Consider the following 16426-nt stretch of genomic DNA (forward strand, 5'->3'; position numbering starts at 1 on the left):
CTGAGTCCGATAGAATACCGAACACAGGTCTTAGAAGTTGCTTGATAATATATGTCTAACTTTTTTGGGTCAGATCATCTAATTGACCGTTCAAGCTCTTTTTCCTTGCCAACAGGCAGATAGAGCCGGTCTATTTGACCGCTGAAGACTATGTCCCTCTCCAACGGGCAGTTAGACACCTTCTATTTGACCGTTCAAGCCTTTTTTCCTTGCCAACAGGCAGATAGAGCCATTCTATTTGACCGCTGAAGACTATGTTCCTCTCTAACGGTCAATTAGATTACTTGTTCTTACGAATTTTATCGACCTCATCGGCAACGAATTGCACTTGTGTTCCGACGATGACCTGAATACTGTTTTGCCCGACAATATTGATTCCTGGAATGCCTGTTGATTTGATTTTTGCTTGGTCAACAGCTCCCATATCTTTAACCTCTACGCGAAGACGAGTGACGCAATTGTCTACAGAAGTGACATTGGCATCTCCACCTAAGCCTTCATATATGACAGCTGCCATTTGTGCGAACTTGTCACGACCAGTCGCAGCGGCTTCTCCTGTTTCCTCTGTTTCTTCTTCACGACCAGGAGTCATTAAATTGAACTTAGTGATTAAGAAGCGGAATAAGAAATAATAAATTGCTGCAAATACTACTCCTTGCACAAGAAGCATATATGGTTGGTTTGCGAGTGGCAATCTTGAGCTTAATACAAAGTCAACGAAACCAGCACTAAAGCCAAATCCAGCTGTCCAGTGAAAAAGGGATGCCACAGCTAAAGAAATTCCTGTTAACACCGCGTGAACCACATATAACATTGGTGCAACGAACATAAATGCGAATTCTAACGGTTCTGTTACCCCAGTAAAGAACGAAGCAAATCCTGCCGCAAGCATTAAGGAAGCTACTTGCTTTTTACGAGCGGTTTTCGCTGTATGATACATCGCAAGTGCCGCTGCTGGTAAACCAAACATCATGACAGGGAAGAAACCAGCTTGGTACATACCTGTTGTTCCTTTTGTTCCATTTCCAGACCAGAAGTTACCGATATCGTTAATGCCAGCCACATCAAACCAGAATACAGAGTTAAGCGCGTGGTGTAACCCCGTTGGAATTAATAAACGGTTAAAGAAGCCATACAATCCTGCTCCGATAAAATCAAGCTTACTGAACGCTGTACCGAATGAAACTAGTCCAGTGAAAATAACTGGCCATGCAAAGAAAAGAACTAATGATACCACTAACATTGACACAGCAGTCATAATCGGTACGAGACGTTTTCCACTAAAAAAGGCAAGGGCATCTGGCAGCTTTACATGACTAAAACGATTGTAGGCAAACGCTGCTACTAACCCTGATAAAATACCAATAAATTGATTCCCAATTTTTCCAAACGCAGCATTTACGTCTGCTGGATCAATACCTTGAAGCATTGCCACAGCGTTCGTTGAAAGCAATGTGGTAACAACCAAATACGCAACGAGACCACTGAGGGCTGCAGATCCATCTTTATCCTTGGACATTCCTAGGGCAACCCCAACCGCAAAGAGAATGGCCATATTATCAATGATGGATCCTCCTGCTTTAATCAGGAACGCTGCGACTGGACTACCTGCTCCCCAGCCAGATGGGTCTATCCAATAACCAATCCCCATCAGAATGGCTGCTGCTGGTAAAACGGCCACAGGAAGCATAAGTGAACGACCAATTTTTTGTAAATACTTCATCACCATTTTGTTTCCCTCCTCTTTCTCCTCAAAAAAAGTTATTTATATAAATTTGTTACTAACATAGGGATTCTTTCTTTGTAGCGATCAATTAATTGTTGATTATGCGAACCAGCATCGTTGGCATTATTACTTAAAAACACGGGCGGCTTTTTTCCCTCTTCAAGCATCAGCTGAACGGTTTCAGCCATGATCGCATTCACGATCGTCATACCAATAATAGAAGAACCGGAGCTAAACCCACTTGCACTCTCAGGATGTTGCAAAAGGGTGTCGCCAATCTCTATGTGATTATCAATGGTCAAATCAGCCATCTCAAACAAGTACTTTCCACTTTCATGCCTAGAAGCTTGTGTTGCTGCATAACGAGGGGAAGTAATCGCAATGACATACGCGCCCCTCTCCCTTGCAATTTCTGCTACTTCAATCGGAACGGGATTTCTTCCAGAAGTAGAAGCCACGATAACGATATCACCTGCTAGAATATCGCTAGAAGATAGATGCTCTTTTGCTAGACCACTCTTTTTTTCTAGGTTAGATGATTCAACTGCTCCTTTGTGCAACATCAAATCCTCTATGAGAATCGGGCTAATCGGAGCGAGTCCACCTGCACGGTAAAAGAGTTCTTCTGCGAGCATATGGGAGTGTCCAGAGCCAAACACATGGATGATGCCATCATTTTGTATACATCGAGCAATCTCATGAGCCGCTACTCTCATTTTCCCCTGTTCCTCATTTTCAACCTCATCGAGTAAGTCTCTCAGTTTTTGAAAATACTCTTTCATCATGTTCTCCCACCTCCCCTTCTATCTCTTCATGTCGATCATAAACTTGTAGCGATCTGCTCGGTAAGAGGACTTCACCACTTCAATGGGGGTTTCATCTTCAAGGTATGTGTTTCTCTGAATCAGCATGATTGGTGCACCCTCTTTAATGCTTAAATACTCTGATTCAATTTGATTCGCCACTGACGATTCAATAATTTGTCTTGCATGATCAATTCGGAAGCCTAACGTACCCTCGATATACTCATACAACGAACGATTCACAATCTCTTTTGTCAGGCCCTTTACCTTGTCTGCGGATATATAGGTAGTTTCAAGCGCCATTGGCACCTGGTCAGCCAGACGGATTCGTTTGATTTCGTACACAGGACTACTTTCCTCAATTGAAAGATATTTTGCGATACGAACAGGTGCTGGAATGACTTCGAAGTTTATAAGCTGGCTACCTGGTTCCAAGCCCCTGGCTCTCATATCTTCAGTAAAGCTTGTTAGCCCTTGCAATCCTTGCTCTACCTTTCTTTCTGCTACAAAGGTACCCTTCCCTTGGAGTCGATATAAGTACCCGTCATTAACTAGCTTTGTGAACGCTTGGCGAACCGTCATTCGACTAATTTGGTAGGTTTCCGCATATTCCCGTTCCGGTGGAAGGGCATCTCCAGGCTTCAAATCCCCTTTTTCAATTTGATCCTTTATCAGCTCCTCCAGCTGATAATAGATGGGAATAGGCGAGTTTTTATTAATCATACGTAACTTCCTTTTTCTTCAAATTTCCAATGGCAGCTTCATCTGCAATTATAGTGACAGAAGGATGTTGCTTTAAGATGGAAGCCGGAAACTGCTCGGTCAAATCTCCCGTTAATAGTTTGGCAAGCGCATCATGCTTATGCTCACCCGATATTAGTAAGAGAATTTCTTTGCTCTTCATAATCGAAGCAATCCCCATGGTGACGGCCTTTTTCGGCACGTCCTCCATTTTCTCAAAATATATGGAGTTTGCTTCTCTCGTTGACTCGGCTAACTCCACCACATGCGTATACGATTCAAAAGAAGCACCCGGTTCATTAAATCCGATATGACCGTTAGAACCGATTCCCAATAACTGAAGATCAATTCCGCCTTTTGCTAGAATTTGCTCGTCGTAATTTTGACACTCTTGCTCAAGATCTTCCGCTGTTCCGTTTGGCACAAAGGTATTTTCCAGATCAATATCAATATGGTTAAAAAAATGATCATTCATATAATAGCGGTAGCTATTCGGATTCTGTCCTGTTAACCCAATATATTCGTCCAAGTTAAAGCTCACAACTTGTTTGTAAGATGTTTTTCCATGCTTATAATCCTCAATCAGCTTTTCATACGTCCCTAGTGGTGTTCCCCCTGTTGCTAATCCAAGCGTTATGTTTGGATTAGCTCGGACCTTATCACTGATATAACTTGCTGCTAGTTCACACATATGCTCATAGTTTTTCACTTCAATTAGTTTCATAATCTATTCCTTTCTCTGAAATGCAATCGATCCACGACAAACCGTCAATTCCACTTCCAGGTCTCCATCTAAAATAACAAAGTCAGCATCCTTTCCAACAGTAATGCTTCCTTTTCTGTCGTAGACGTTTAATTGCTTTGCAGGGTTAATCGATGCCATATGCACAACATCCTCAAGTGTACAATTTGTGTATGTGATCATATTTTTCACAGCACGTTTCGTTTCTAATATACTGCCTGCAAGTGTTCCATCTGAAAGCGTCGCCATTTCATCGTTCACATACACATCTTGACCACCAAGTTCATACACTCCATTTTTCAGGCATTTTGCTCTCATGGAGTCTGTGATTAAGATAAGACCATCCTTCTTCTTTTGCTGAAAAGCAAATCGGACCATTTCTGGATGAACGTGAATACCATCCACAATCAACTCGGCCTTTAACTCTTCTAATAAAAGTGCTGCTCCGGCCACACCAGGCTCCCGATGGTGCAACCCTCTCATTTGATTAAAAAGATGGGTAACATGAGTAGAACCTGCTTCTACTGCTTGCTTTACTTCTTCAAAGGTTGCATCTGAATGACCAATGGAGGCAATAATATGGTGGTCACTCAAATATTTGATAAGCTCCAATCCACCAGGAAGCTCGGACGCAAGTGTAACAAGTTTTATCGTATCTTTTGAAAGGGCTTGCCATTTTTTAAACAGCTCTGTATTTGGATGCAGCATATATTCCATTGGCTGCGCTCCAGCTTTGTCAGGATTCACAAATGGCCCTTCGAGATGGATACCTAGAATCTCTGCTTGAGCGGTTGCTTGATTTTTTCTGATATATTCACCAGTGGCTTCTATGGCACTCTCAATTTTTCCATGAGACTGTGTCATTGTTGTGGCCAAGAAGCTTGTTGTTCCTTCACGTGGAAGAGAAGTTGCCATCGTATACAAGGCTTCCTCGGTAGCATCCATGACATCTGCACCATTGGCTCCGTGAATATGCACATCGATAAAGCCAGGGAGAAGATTAAAGTGAGGAGGAAGTTCAATAACTTCGAATCCACTTTCGTCAGGTAGCATCTCGAGTGATCCTACTTCTACTATTTTTTGATTACTAGTCTTAATATAACCGCTTTCAATAATTCCCTGATCTGAAAACACTCTCATCCCTTTTAATAAAAGGGGTGAATGAGAAGAAATCATCCTCTCTACCTTCTTTCTTTTGTGACCTTTTTGCATGATTATCATATCACTCTATACATATAGTTGTCTAGACCAATTTTTATGCCAAATAAAAACAGCTGCTGATTGCTCAGCAGCTCTATTTTTACACGCGATGACTCATCGGCAGTGAGAATAAATAAATATTGATGATTCCTAGTAACAGCATTAATCCATAGTAAGGCATCATAGCTTTAAAACTTGCCTTTTTCCCCATCTTGTATGCCGTGTAAGAAGATCCTAAAAATCCAATCGTAATAATGAGGTATTGAAGCATTTGAACCGTAGATGTAGTCGCCAAACTTAAGTCCCCACTTGTTACCTCTTTTCCAATAAAGGCAAGCGAATTATACCAAATCGCTTTTCCTTCTGTGATGATATGGAACAAATTATGTCCAAGATGCCCGGCAAGATCAAGCGGAATAAAGGCATAACCAAACAGGATAAAGTTTTTCTTAATCGTATTAGGCATACCTAGTAAGGTTGCTAGCTTGGCTGCACCTAATAATAGTAAGATTGGAAGTGCCATTGAGATGATGAAGGCAATCGTAAAATTGACAACATAATTAGAGGTACCCGTTACAATAGATATTGTTTCGAGAATTTGTCCCCATATTTCAAGCATCGTAATGTTCTGCACAAACACAATCCCCATGATAACAGCTGCCAGTGAGGCATGCTCAAGCTTGGGATTTTTGAGACTCCAAAGCTCTTTTGTTGGAACACGTACATGTAACTTGATTGAATCATTCGGGCAATTTTTCACACAGTTTCCGCAAATATTGCATTCCGCACTCGAATCCATTGTACGAACAAACTGAAACATCGGGCACCCTTCCGCTTGTTCACTCCCCTTAAAGCAGCTTTGTGTCTTGCACGTTCTACAAATTTCAGCTGTTCCTCTTAGTTCTAACGCTCCCGATCGAGAGTAATTCCCAGCTAATCCTCCTAAAAAGCAAAGCGTTTTACAAAACGTTCTTCTTTCATAAAAGACGGATGTCGCCACCACCATTGTGACGAGTAGAAGCAGCAAATACCCTGATCCACGAGGTGACTCCACAATCCCCCATACATGATCGCTATATGTAATGGCAATAAAGAATAAGTCGATTAGCCATATCCCATATTTTCTTAAAAACTTCGGCATGGGCCTCTCACTGCCTACCATTTTTCGAATGATATCACTTAGCTTTCCAAATGGACAGATGGCGCACCAAAATCGACCCATGGCTATAAATAAGATCGGAATAATCGGCCACCACAACACCCATGTCATCGTTGTTCCAAAGTTGCGATGTGGATTCACCGTCCCTGCCACTAACTCAAACACGATAACAGAGAAGAAAACTAACACAATCCATTGAAAAATGCCTGGATACCATTTGCTTTTGATAAACTTCTTTATTATCGGAATCGACAATAAGTCGATAGACGATTTTTTATTTGTTAAGGCCATGTTTGTTTCCTCTCTTCCTAACTTTGTTCCAAATACCAATTAGAAGGAATCCGGCATTTACTGATGCAAAACTCGATAATACGATGTAGTTAGGACCGGTCTCTTCTCCGGTGAATGTACCATGTCCACCCTCTTCGTTATGAGAGCCGGAGTCATCGTGGCTATCTTCATCAATTGTGGTTTCAGAATGATTTTGGCTGCTATGATCGGATGTCGCATCTGATTCATGAGAGTCGTGTGAACTGGAACCCTCACTCTCATGAGTACTTTCTTCTATCTCATGAGAATCATGCGAATCCGTTACTTCCTCTTCGGTGTCTGAATGATCATGCTCGTTAGTGGAGAAGTCTTTTAGGTAGTTTTCTGTCTCTTGTTCCTCACCTTCATGTGCAAGTACCGCTGTGTGGGTGGTGAAAAATAGAAACAACAATGCTATAAGAGCGGATTTCCATTGCTTCATATAAAATGTTACCTCCGAAAGAATTTGATTGAGTACTTAGCTAAAATGTAATCGGAGGATATGCAGAATTTATGTAGATTGTTTGTAGAATTTAAGAACAGTAGATATGGTTTATCACTCCTCCTGTTGAGTTGGTTTCATCCTCCAGGTGGTTTGTTGTAAGTTTAATCAAGTTTGTTGCAACTTTGGCGTTATTTGTTGCAACTTTTTGGATTCGACATACATTTAGACAATTATCGACACTTTTCCCACATAGAAAAGGAGCCCTACCACAGTAGGAGCTCCTAGCAATCTAATTATATTTTTTCATAGATGAGAGTAGAGTAGCGCGTACAAATTTGAATGAGTGGTCCAATCATTAACATTATAATCACAGTTCCTAAACCAATCGGTCCGCCAACACTCCACGCAAAAGCTAAGCCAATACCTTCTAAAATGGTTCGAGATACATTTAGCGTAATATGAAATCGCTCACTTATAATAAGCATCGTACCATCATACGGCATGGTTGGAAATTTAGAGGTTAAATAGATTCCGATTCCAATTCCCGTAAGAACAATTCCAGCTAGGAATGCACCCCATTGCATTGTCCATACAGCCTCTCCAAGTTGTACATTCTTCAAAGTAACACCCATTTGAAAATCAATGATTACTCCCCATAAGAATACCGTAATTACTGATTCAAACTGAATTCGCTTCTTTGATAAGATGGAATTGAAAACTAAATAAAACGCCTGGATGAGCATAACCCAAATTCCAACGGTAAGGCCTAATTTATTAACAATTCCCACAAAAAATGCATCCCAAGGTCCTGCTCCTACACCAGACTTAATGATTAATCCTACTCCTAAACACGCGATCACTAACCCAATAAAAAAGAAGGATGTTTTCTTTAACATCACTGGTCCTCCATAACCTACTCTCATCCGTAATTATCCGGTGTAGAAAGAGGTAAATTAATTTTTTCCATAGGAAAAGCTCTGGAACGATATGCCCCAGAGCATTTCATATCGTGCTTTTATGCTTCAACTTTCGTGAAGAATTGTGGTAAATGCTCTTTGTGAGCTTCTAACATTTCATCAACGATTTGCTTAGCAAGCTTATCAGATTGCACAAGCGGGTTAATCGTTAAAGCAAGAACGGCTTTCTTGTAGTCTCCTGTTACTGCTGCTTCTGCTGCCACTCTTTCGAAAGACTTGATTTGTTGTACAAGTCCTCTTACTGCTACTGGAAGATCTCCTACAGCGATTGGCTTAGGACCTTCTTTTGTAATAATGCAGTTCACTTCTACAGCTGAATCATCCTCAATGCTAGCGATAGCTCCGTTGTTACGAGTGTTGACTGGTTGGATATCACGCTTGTCATTGTAAATGGAGTTAATTAAGTTACATGCTGCATCACTGTAGTATGCTCCTCCACGTTTTTCTAATTGTGGTGGCTTGATGTCTAGGTTTGGATCTTTATACAGCTCGAATAAATCTTTTTCTAAACGTTGAACGACTTCAGCACGTGTTCCTTCTGCTTCAGCTTTTTCAAGTTCTTCTTGAAGCATTTCATTTGTTTTGTAGTAGTAACGGTGGTATCCACATGGAATAACCCCTACACCTTTGATGAAGTCAGGCTCCCATGAAAGACCAGAAATGTTTTTCATTGTCATAGCATTTTCAGGATTAGCCATTTCTTCGATTACTTGATCCATTACACTCTTGCCATCAAGGTATACATTTAGTCCATATACCATATGGTTTAGACCAGCGAAGTCAACGTGTACGCGCTCAGGCTCAACCTTCAATGCTTTTGCAATACCCATTCTCATACCGATCGGAACATTACATAATCCAACTACTTTTTTAATATTGCTGTAGCGTAGTACCGCTTCTGTTACCATACCAGCTGGATTTGTGAAGTTGATTAACCATGCGTTCGGGCAAAGCTCTTCAATATCCTTACAAATATCAAGGATAACAGGAATCGTACGAAGACCTTTGAAAAGTCCACCAGGACCGTTCGTTTCTTGGCCAATCACATTATATTTTAATGGAATTCTTTCATCCTTCGCACGAGCGTCAAGTAGACCTACGCGGAATTGAGTCGTAACGAAATCTGCACCTTTTAAAGCTTCTCTTCTATCTAGTGTTAAGTGAACCTCCATTGGAACACCAGCTTTCGCAACCATACGCTTAGCAAGGTTTCCAACGATTTCTAATTTTTCTTTCCCAGCTTCTATATCAACCAACCAAAGTTCTCTAACAGGTAGCTCTTCATATCTTTTAATAAATCCTTCGATTAATTCTGGAGTATAACTTGAACCTCCGCCAATAGTGACGATCTTAATTCCTTTACTCATTGTTCATCCTCCTAAAAAGTACTGATTTACTAACACCTATTTTAGAGTGGAAATGAACTTTTGGATATAGTTTTGGAAGCGTTTGATTTGTTTCACAAGAAAAGGCATTTGTTCCATAAAAATAACACTGTGTTTCTCTCATAGTGTATAATAACTAAAGTGAAGAAAAGCGGGAACATGTAAGGGAGAGAAGGCTTTGTTTACGAATGAGGTAATTGCAACATTCAACGAACTAGAGATGCTACTTTACAACTACATAACACAAAATAAAGAGAAAGTGGTCTACATGCGAATCCGCGATCTAGCAGATGAAACCCATGTATCCACCTCAACGATCATGCGTTTTTGCAGGAAATTAAATTGTGAAGGATTTACCGAGTTTAAAGTAAAACTGAAGCTATTAATTGATGAAAAAAATGAGCCAAGCATAAAAAGCAGCCAGCATGTGTTAGCAGAGTTTTTTGAACGAACGCAAAATGAAAAATTCACTTCAAAATTAGAGGAAGCTGCAGAGGTCATTGCCAACGCAGATAGCGTAATTTTTATCGGGATTGGTAGTTCAGGGATTCTCGCCGAGTACGGAGCAAGATATTTTTCAAGTTTAGGGAAGTTCTCCATGTATATTAAAGATCCATTTATGCCGATTCACGCAAACTTAAATAATAGTATCACCATTGCCCTTTCTGTTTCAGGTGAAGGGAACTACACCATCTCTCATATCCACCAGTTAAAAGGAAAAGGAAGCAAAATTATAAGCATAACCAACAATCGTCAATCCACAATTGCCAAACTGGCTGATGTGAATATTTCTTATTACGTCTCTGAAGAATTTGTAGACCACTCAAATGTAACAACACAAATTCCCGTAATCTATATATTAGAAGAAACTGCTCGACTGGTATATGAGTTGGGTAGGAAAAAGAACTACGAAGAAACCCCTCCTATGCAATAAGTGACCATAGAAGAGCTCCGAGCAAAAAGCTCGGAGCGTTTTTTATATTATCTTCTTAAAGGAAAGTCCCCTCCATTAGAACCTCAACTAAAAAGTGCATGAACCCTCTTGGATAAACACACGCATTAAAATAATTACCACCTCGAACATATTGTGTACTATTCTCTGTTTCTGCCAAAACTTTATTGTATACAGAATTTTCAATATGTTAAAGTTGAAGAGATTGAAAGAAAATAAAGACAAATAAAGGAACTGAGGTGAGAACTTGAATAGCAATATGAACCAATTATTTGAAAAGCAAAAGAGTGCTCATGTGCTGTATGCCTATAATGGAATAGAGGAATACATTAAACAGGTTGTGAGCTTTATCCAACACGGGATTTCGGTGGGAGAATACGTTATTCTTATAGAAAATGACCGTGTCTACCCAATTATACAAAAAGAACTGAGCAAACGGTTAAATAATGACCAATTGGAGTTTGTTCATCGTGTAAACAACTACGATTTTTATTATTCAAGTGGAAGCTACCATCCTCCAGCAATCACTGAGTATTTTAATAACATGGTACAGCCATATGTAGAAAATAAAATCTCATTTCGATCATGGGCACATGTTGAGTGGTCCAGTATGAAAGATCCGCTTCATTTGATAGAGGACTTTGAGAAAATTGTAGACGAAGCTGTTAATACAATTTCGTTTCCACTAATTTGTGCGTATGCAGGAGAGAGAATGCCAGATTACCTTACTACTATATTAATGGAAACTCATCCATACGTCCTATTTAAAGATGATATCATTATCTCCGAACAATACCAGCCAATAAAGGATATATACAAAAAAGAGCGTTAATCCTCTTGGATCAACCCCCTTTAATATTACAAGACAATTGCTATTTAGCTTTTTATGACTTTACGATTATTTAGAGATTGAACTGGACGATGATCGTCAGGAAAAATCTGTCGAAATGCTTCGATTTGTTCTTTTGACATTTCAATCGGCATTTCAAAAATGGTCCATTTTACCTCTTCTGTACAAGGAGGGGTTGTTAATGAACCCTCATAGTGAAACGCAGTTTGATCTTCAGGTAGCAACGCTTTTAAATCAACTGGTTCATTAATGGCGATATCTTTATCTGTTTCCTCACTCGGTAAGATATCCCAGATAGCAGCCAAGTTTTTATTTTCTTCACCTTCCTGAATCATCACTCCAAGGACAGCAATCCTTCCATCTGCATCTTTATGTACAAGGTGTAGCTCCATTTCATAATTTTTACCGTTAAATTCATGCTCACTTGGAGTATGGAAATGGAATTGAGCAAGCTTATACTCCTTCCCCTCAATAAGAATGCTGTTACTGCCACTCGCAGCATTTGCCTGTACAGTATGGCCATTGTTCATGAGCGAAAATGACGTTGGCTCATAATTGATTTGAAGGTCTTCTTCACCCTCTTCAGTTTCAACTTGCGAAAATTCAATGTTAATTGGCGATTGTTCACTACCATTTACACAGGCAATGTTAGCGGGATCTAATTCCCCCCAGTGATCGGGGCTAGTTTCCCCCTCATATGACCAATGAGCAGAATCATTTTCAGTTGTTTTTGTGTTCTTATCAGTTACCTGCTCCTCTTTTGATTGGGTAGTTGTTACAGTCTGTTGTGAACAAGCTCCAACTGCAGAAATTAACATCATAGCTAAAATTGGATAAACGAGTATCTTTTTCATATCTGTGTCTTTCCCCATTTCTGTTTTAAAAAAAACTATACAAATAAGATACTAAATATCCAATAAAATACATATACCCAATTTCATGGTGCAACGCTTACATTGTGAAAATTGGGTGAATTTTACTATCTGAATTTTTAAAGGAATTCTCGATATTTGAAGTAGAGTGATGAGTACAGGGGAATAACATGGAAAAAGTAAACTTATGTCGTCCTGCTTCTCCTAATTTTTCAATGCTCAAAATTATTTTTATAATAAAAAACCGTAGAGATTCTCTACAGTTCTTATCATTTCATTATAACTAATTAAATAGCTAGAAGATGTTAGGTCCAAAAATTCGTAATTGTGAAGCACCCTTTTTACGAACCTGTTCACGGGAACTTGAATCATCATTTATGGTTTTTCTCATCTTACTGTTACCACCAGTAAGCTCCTCCATTTTTTTTACTGCTGTTTCAAATTCTGATTGGGACAGTTGTTTTGTTGCAAGAAGGGAACATAATACGGCGTAAGCAATAGGTCTTGTATCTACATCAATATTCACATGTACATCGACATCTGAGTTACCGCTATATCCAATGCTTGCCTGATTACTATCTATGTCTGAACTCCCCTTATTACGAAACTGGTAGACATTCCTCTTGCTGTTCCATTCTGGATTTTCAATCATTGTCTACCCTCCTTTGTAAAATAGACAAGATTGGAATATCCAATCTTGTCTTATTCTCAACTAATCTTGTTCAACATCCAGCTCAACATCTTGGTCATTGTCTTGATCCTGTTCTGAATCTGCATTCGCTCTAGAACGAGAGCGAACACGCGCATTTGAATCAGAGTCAACGTCAATGTCCAGGTCAATTCTTGCATTTCCTGAATTAATAATTTTAGCAACGTTCGTATTCTTATCAACATTTTTTACATCATTTTCGTTTTGCACATCTGTTCTTAATTCATTATCATTTTCAAAATCAAACTCTACATTTGAATCAGATCTGCTATCGCTGTCGGAACGACTTCTACTGTTACTATTCACCCCCCTGCTTTCTTCATTGTTACTACCACGTCTTGGAAACCAAATATTACCCATTCCATCTTCCTCCTAATATTTTTCTCATGATTAATATATTAATTAATCTCAAAGATGCATGGACAAGCACCCTAGGACAAGCGTGGAATTTTTATCTGTTCCATGGCAAATATAAATAAAAAGGAGTATCCCTTTTTCGAGATACTCCTTCTACTCACTTAATTAATGTTAGCTAGCCTTTCTAATTCTAGGGGTTCAACGTGTACATGAACATTATATACTTCATGCTTGATCTTAAGTTCATTTTCAACCCTTGTAGAGATGTGATGAGCTTCCTGTAGACTAAGGTCCGAGCGAACCAAAATTACAGCATCCACCACTTGATTGTTCCCATAATTTCTAGCTTTAATATCTTTAACTTCTTTCACTCCTTGAGTGTTAAGAATGGTTTCCTTATAAGTCATAATCTCCTCTTCGTCAAATCCGTCAGTTAAGTGATGAGAAGCCTCTCTAAAGATTTCCCATGCAGTTTTACAAATTATTACACCGACAAGAACAGCTGTTAAGGGATCTAACCATGGAAGATTTAATTGTGCACCCAATATACCAACTACAGTTCCTATACTTACTAAGGCATCTGATAAGTTATCTTTAGCAGCCGCCATAACAGAGTGACTTTTGATTTCCCTTGCTAGATTTCTATTATAGCGATAAACAAAATACATAACGATGGCAGAGAATAAGCCAATCCATGCAGAAATTAAATTAGGGGACTCATGACTACTAATAACAAACGTATGAATCGCCTCATAAACAACATTTACCCCCACAGCAGCCATTATAAATGATGCAACCATGGAAGCAACTGTTTCTGCTTTCCAATGCCCGTATCGATGGTTTCTATCAGCCGGCTTCTGTGCATATTTCAAACCGATTAATACAGCCATAGAAGCGACAATATCTGTTCCGTTATTAAGACCGTCTGCCCTTAATGCTTCTGAACCTGACCATAGACCAACCACTACCTTAAGTATTGATAAGATTATATAAGTAATAATACTAATAATTGCCCCTGTTTCTCCACGTTTGAGGTCTCTATATTTTTCTTCCTCCAAAAAAACTACCTCCCTTACCAAGCCAATCTATATTAGCAAAGTAAATTCGTGTGGGTCTACAGCAACCTTTTTTGAATGATAAACAAATCTAACCTAGGGATAACTATGTTTTGCAAGGTAAAAACTAATGTATTAATCAAAAGAGTTGAACATTCATATTTGTAAAAATACTAGATTACTTTATTTTCCTAAAATAAGAAAAGCTGCATCAATAATAAAAGGCACTAATCCTTTTAGACCAGCACCTCCGTTTACTACCCTATGTACAAGTCATCCACTTTGAAATGATAGCATCAACTATTTAACATCTAATTTTTTTATTAGTCCTACCAGACCTCTAATTAAAAACAATGTAAAATTCACACTGACAAACGTGTGGAAGGGTGACCATTTTTTCCACTTAAACAAACTTGTGTTTTTTTCAAAGAACCATTGGCCCAAACTCATTGGAACACTAAAAATTAAGCTTTTTAAAAGGATCTTAGGTAGCTTATCATGATAGCTTAGCTTTACCCATATAACACTTAAAAGAGGAAAAAACAGCATATCATAAACAATGTTTGTTTTAAAAATCTTAGGGAATGGACGGACAGGATATTCTACCTTATTAGTTCCAACTACATATGCATCCAATAAAGTTGCTATCACACCTTTAGAGAAAAAAACTACTAGGTTTTCTCTCATGCTTCTTCCAAAAAATAAAAAAGGAACCGAAATAGTACACATTGTCGTTAATAATTTTAGTAATTTTTTCTCCATGCCAAAGCATCCTTTACAAAAATGAATTTTAGATATTACTAAATTCTCCCCTTATTGAAAAAACTATTCACTTAATATGTATAGCCTCTATTGGATTCCGATGAATATTGGAATTGTAATTGAGTAATTCTAAATATTTGTTATAGACTATTGTTATTATCTACTTGTCAAAAAAGAGGTGAAAAAGATAACGTACCTATTATTAATGATTGGCTTTGCATTACTGATCAAAGGGGCAGACTTTTTTGTCGAAGGTGCATCAAGAATCGCGCAGGCACTTCACGTTTCTCCTTTATTAATCGGCCTAACTATTGTCGCTTTCGGGACAAGTTCTCCAGAAGCTACGGTGAGTATTGTTGCAGCTCTTGAAGAAAATGCTGGGGTCGCCATTGGAAACGTAGTCGGAAGCAATATTTTCAACATTACTTTTGTGGTAGGTTTAACGGCACTTTTATCTCCGTTAAAAGTTGAAAGTGAAACCATTCGGAAGGAAATTCCCTTTACTTTATTAGCAAGTACTGCCTTATTAATCTTAATAAGTGATATAAGTCTTCAATCATTAAGCGCTAATTTTATTACAAGAGGGGACGGATTCATCTTCTTACTTTTCTTCGCTATCTTCTTGTACTATATCTTTGAGGTGGCTAGACATAGTCGAGATAGAATTAAGGAAGAAAATGCAGCAGTCGAGGAACCTTCTTGGGGAAAGAATATCTTCTTTACAATCGGAGGTCTTGCAGCCATTATTTTTGGTGGTGATTTAACGGTTAACAGTGCAACTGAAATTGCTTACTCCTTTGGGATGAGTGAGACATTGGTCGGATTAACCATCGTTGCAGTTGGAACATCATTACCGGAACTTATTACTTCCGTAACAGCAGCCATAAAAAAACAAAGTGAAATTGCACTTGGAAACATTGTTGGAAGTAATATCTTTAACATCCTATTTGTTCTCGGAGCTGCATCAGTTATTTCTCCGCTTGCTGTTGATTCAAAAATCCTTGTTGATGTAGTGCTCATGATTATCCTTACAATAGTGCTTCTTCTTTTCTCTAGGTCAAACTCTCAAATTGGAAAGGTTGAAGGCGTCATTCTAGCTATTGCTTATATCATATATATGATCTATATCATATTAAGGGATTAAATGAGATTTCTTAAGGACATGGTAGGAGCGAGATCTATGCCTATTATTATTTTTATATAAAATACAAGTACAACAAAAGAGAGTAGTCAAAATGACTACTCTCTTTTGTCAGGTGCCTGGCGACGTCCTACTCTCACAGAGGGAAACCCTCAACTACCATTGGCGCTGAAAAGCTTAACTTCCGTGTTCGGTATGGGAACGGGTGTGACCTTTTCGCTATCGCCACTAGACCAGTATT

17 protein-coding genes and 1 rRNA gene are annotated in these 16426 nt (G+C 38.9%); 3 read left to right on the plus strand and 15 right to left on the minus strand.

The window, feature by feature from the left end; genetic code table 11:
• Positions 1-280: 280 nt before the first annotated feature.
• From nagE to ACRX5O_RS24765, 9 genes are all read right to left on the minus strand, one after another.
• Positions 281-1726 carry an N-acetylglucosamine-specific PTS transporter subunit IIBC gene (nagE, locus tag ACRX5O_RS24725; RefSeq protein WP_433908386.1) on the minus strand — a complete coding sequence of 482 codons (1446 nt, stop codon included), beginning with the start codon at positions 1724-1726 and terminating at the stop codon, positions 281-283.
• Between the two features lie 35 nt (positions 1727-1761).
• A complete protein-coding gene (locus ACRX5O_RS24730; RefSeq protein ID WP_433908371.1) occupies positions 1762-2511 on the minus strand; it encodes an SIS domain-containing protein in 750 nt (249 codons plus the stop codon).
• Between the two features lie 18 nt (positions 2512-2529).
• Complete coding sequence (locus tag ACRX5O_RS24735) at positions 2530-3252, minus strand: GntR family transcriptional regulator (RefSeq protein WP_433908372.1); 723 nt, start codon at positions 3250-3252, stop codon at positions 2530-2532.
• A complete protein-coding gene (nagB, locus tag ACRX5O_RS24740; protein ID WP_433908373.1) occupies positions 3245-3994 on the minus strand; it encodes a glucosamine-6-phosphate deaminase in 750 nt (249 codons plus the stop codon). Before nagB ends, ACRX5O_RS24735 begins: the two co-directional genes overlap by 8 nt.
• A 3-nt stretch (positions 3995-3997) precedes the next feature.
• Positions 3998-5188 carry an N-acetylglucosamine-6-phosphate deacetylase gene (gene nagA / locus ACRX5O_RS24745; protein WP_433908374.1) on the minus strand — a complete coding sequence of 397 codons (1191 nt, stop codon included), beginning with the start codon at positions 5186-5188 and terminating at the stop codon, positions 3998-4000.
• Between the two features lie 124 nt (positions 5189-5312).
• Positions 5313-6662: a 4Fe-4S binding protein gene (locus ACRX5O_RS24750; protein WP_433908375.1), complete on the minus strand. Its 1350-nt coding sequence runs from the start codon at positions 6660-6662 to the stop codon at positions 5313-5315.
• Complete coding sequence (locus ACRX5O_RS24755; protein ID WP_433908376.1) at positions 6646-7122, minus strand: hypothetical protein; 477 nt, start codon at positions 7120-7122, stop codon at positions 6646-6648. The genes ACRX5O_RS24750 and ACRX5O_RS24755 overlap by 17 nt, the downstream gene beginning before the upstream one ends.
• Before the next feature lie 296 nt (positions 7123-7418).
• Entirely contained in the window at positions 7419-8021 is a 603-nt protein-coding gene (locus ACRX5O_RS24760; protein WP_433908377.1) for a YczE/YyaS/YitT family protein, read from the minus strand.
• Between the two features lie 119 nt (positions 8022-8140).
• Positions 8141-9469 carry a 6-phospho-beta-glucosidase gene (locus ACRX5O_RS24765; RefSeq protein ID WP_433908378.1) on the minus strand — a complete coding sequence of 443 codons (1329 nt, stop codon included), beginning with the start codon at positions 9467-9469 and terminating at the stop codon, positions 8141-8143.
• Between the two features lie 196 nt (positions 9470-9665).
• Here ACRX5O_RS24765 and ACRX5O_RS24770 point away from each other — a divergent pair, with 196 nt between their 5' ends.
• Positions 9666-10421 (plus strand): MurR/RpiR family transcriptional regulator, encoded by a 756-nt coding sequence (locus tag ACRX5O_RS24770; protein WP_433908379.1) that lies wholly within the window; start codon positions 9666-9668, stop codon positions 10419-10421.
• 265 nt (positions 10422-10686) lie between these two features.
• The gene (locus ACRX5O_RS24775) at positions 10687-11271 is read left to right on the plus strand and encodes an MEDS domain-containing protein (protein ID WP_433908380.1); all 585 of its coding nucleotides are present in this window, start codon (positions 10687-10689) and stop codon (positions 11269-11271) included.
• 44 nt (positions 11272-11315) lie between these two features.
• On the opposite strand, the gene ACRX5O_RS24780 is transcribed toward ACRX5O_RS24775, so the two are convergent.
• The 5 genes from ACRX5O_RS24780 to ACRX5O_RS24800 form a co-directional block, all read right to left on the minus strand.
• Positions 11316-12143 carry a carbonic anhydrase gene (locus tag ACRX5O_RS24780; protein ID WP_433908381.1) on the minus strand — a complete coding sequence of 276 codons (828 nt, stop codon included), beginning with the start codon at positions 12141-12143 and terminating at the stop codon, positions 11316-11318.
• A gap of 313 nt (positions 12144-12456) precedes the next feature.
• Positions 12457-12813, minus strand: coding sequence for a hypothetical protein (locus ACRX5O_RS24785; RefSeq protein ID WP_433908382.1), 357 nt, complete (start codon positions 12811-12813; stop codon positions 12457-12459).
• Positions 12814-12873: 60 nt separating this feature from the next.
• On the minus strand, positions 12874-13230 hold the full coding sequence (locus ACRX5O_RS24790) for a hypothetical protein (RefSeq protein WP_433908383.1): 357 nt from the start codon (positions 13228-13230) through the stop codon (positions 12874-12876).
• A 158-nt stretch (positions 13231-13388) separates the two neighbouring features.
• Positions 13389-14285: a cation diffusion facilitator family transporter gene (locus ACRX5O_RS24795; RefSeq protein ID WP_433908384.1), complete on the minus strand. Its 897-nt coding sequence runs from the start codon at positions 14283-14285 to the stop codon at positions 13389-13391.
• A 297-nt stretch (positions 14286-14582) separates the two neighbouring features.
• Positions 14583-15044: a CBO0543 family protein gene (locus tag ACRX5O_RS24800; protein WP_433908385.1), complete on the minus strand. Its 462-nt coding sequence runs from the start codon at positions 15042-15044 to the stop codon at positions 14583-14585.
• 187 nt (positions 15045-15231) lie between these two features.
• Here ACRX5O_RS24800 and ACRX5O_RS24805 point away from each other — a divergent pair, with 187 nt between their 5' ends.
• Positions 15232-16188 (plus strand): calcium/sodium antiporter, encoded by a 957-nt coding sequence (locus ACRX5O_RS24805; RefSeq protein WP_433908387.1) that lies wholly within the window; start codon positions 15232-15234, stop codon positions 16186-16188.
• A 114-nt stretch (positions 16189-16302) separates the two neighbouring features.
• On the opposite strand, the gene rrf is transcribed toward ACRX5O_RS24805, so the two are convergent.
• Positions 16303-16418 (minus strand): 5S ribosomal RNA (gene rrf, locus ACRX5O_RS24810).
• Positions 16419-16426 lie beyond the last annotated feature (8 nt).

It is taken from the genome of Robertmurraya mesotrionivorans (genome assembly GCF_050971805.1).
Lineage (GTDB): Bacteria > Bacillota > Bacilli > Bacillales > Cytobacillaceae > Robertmurraya_A.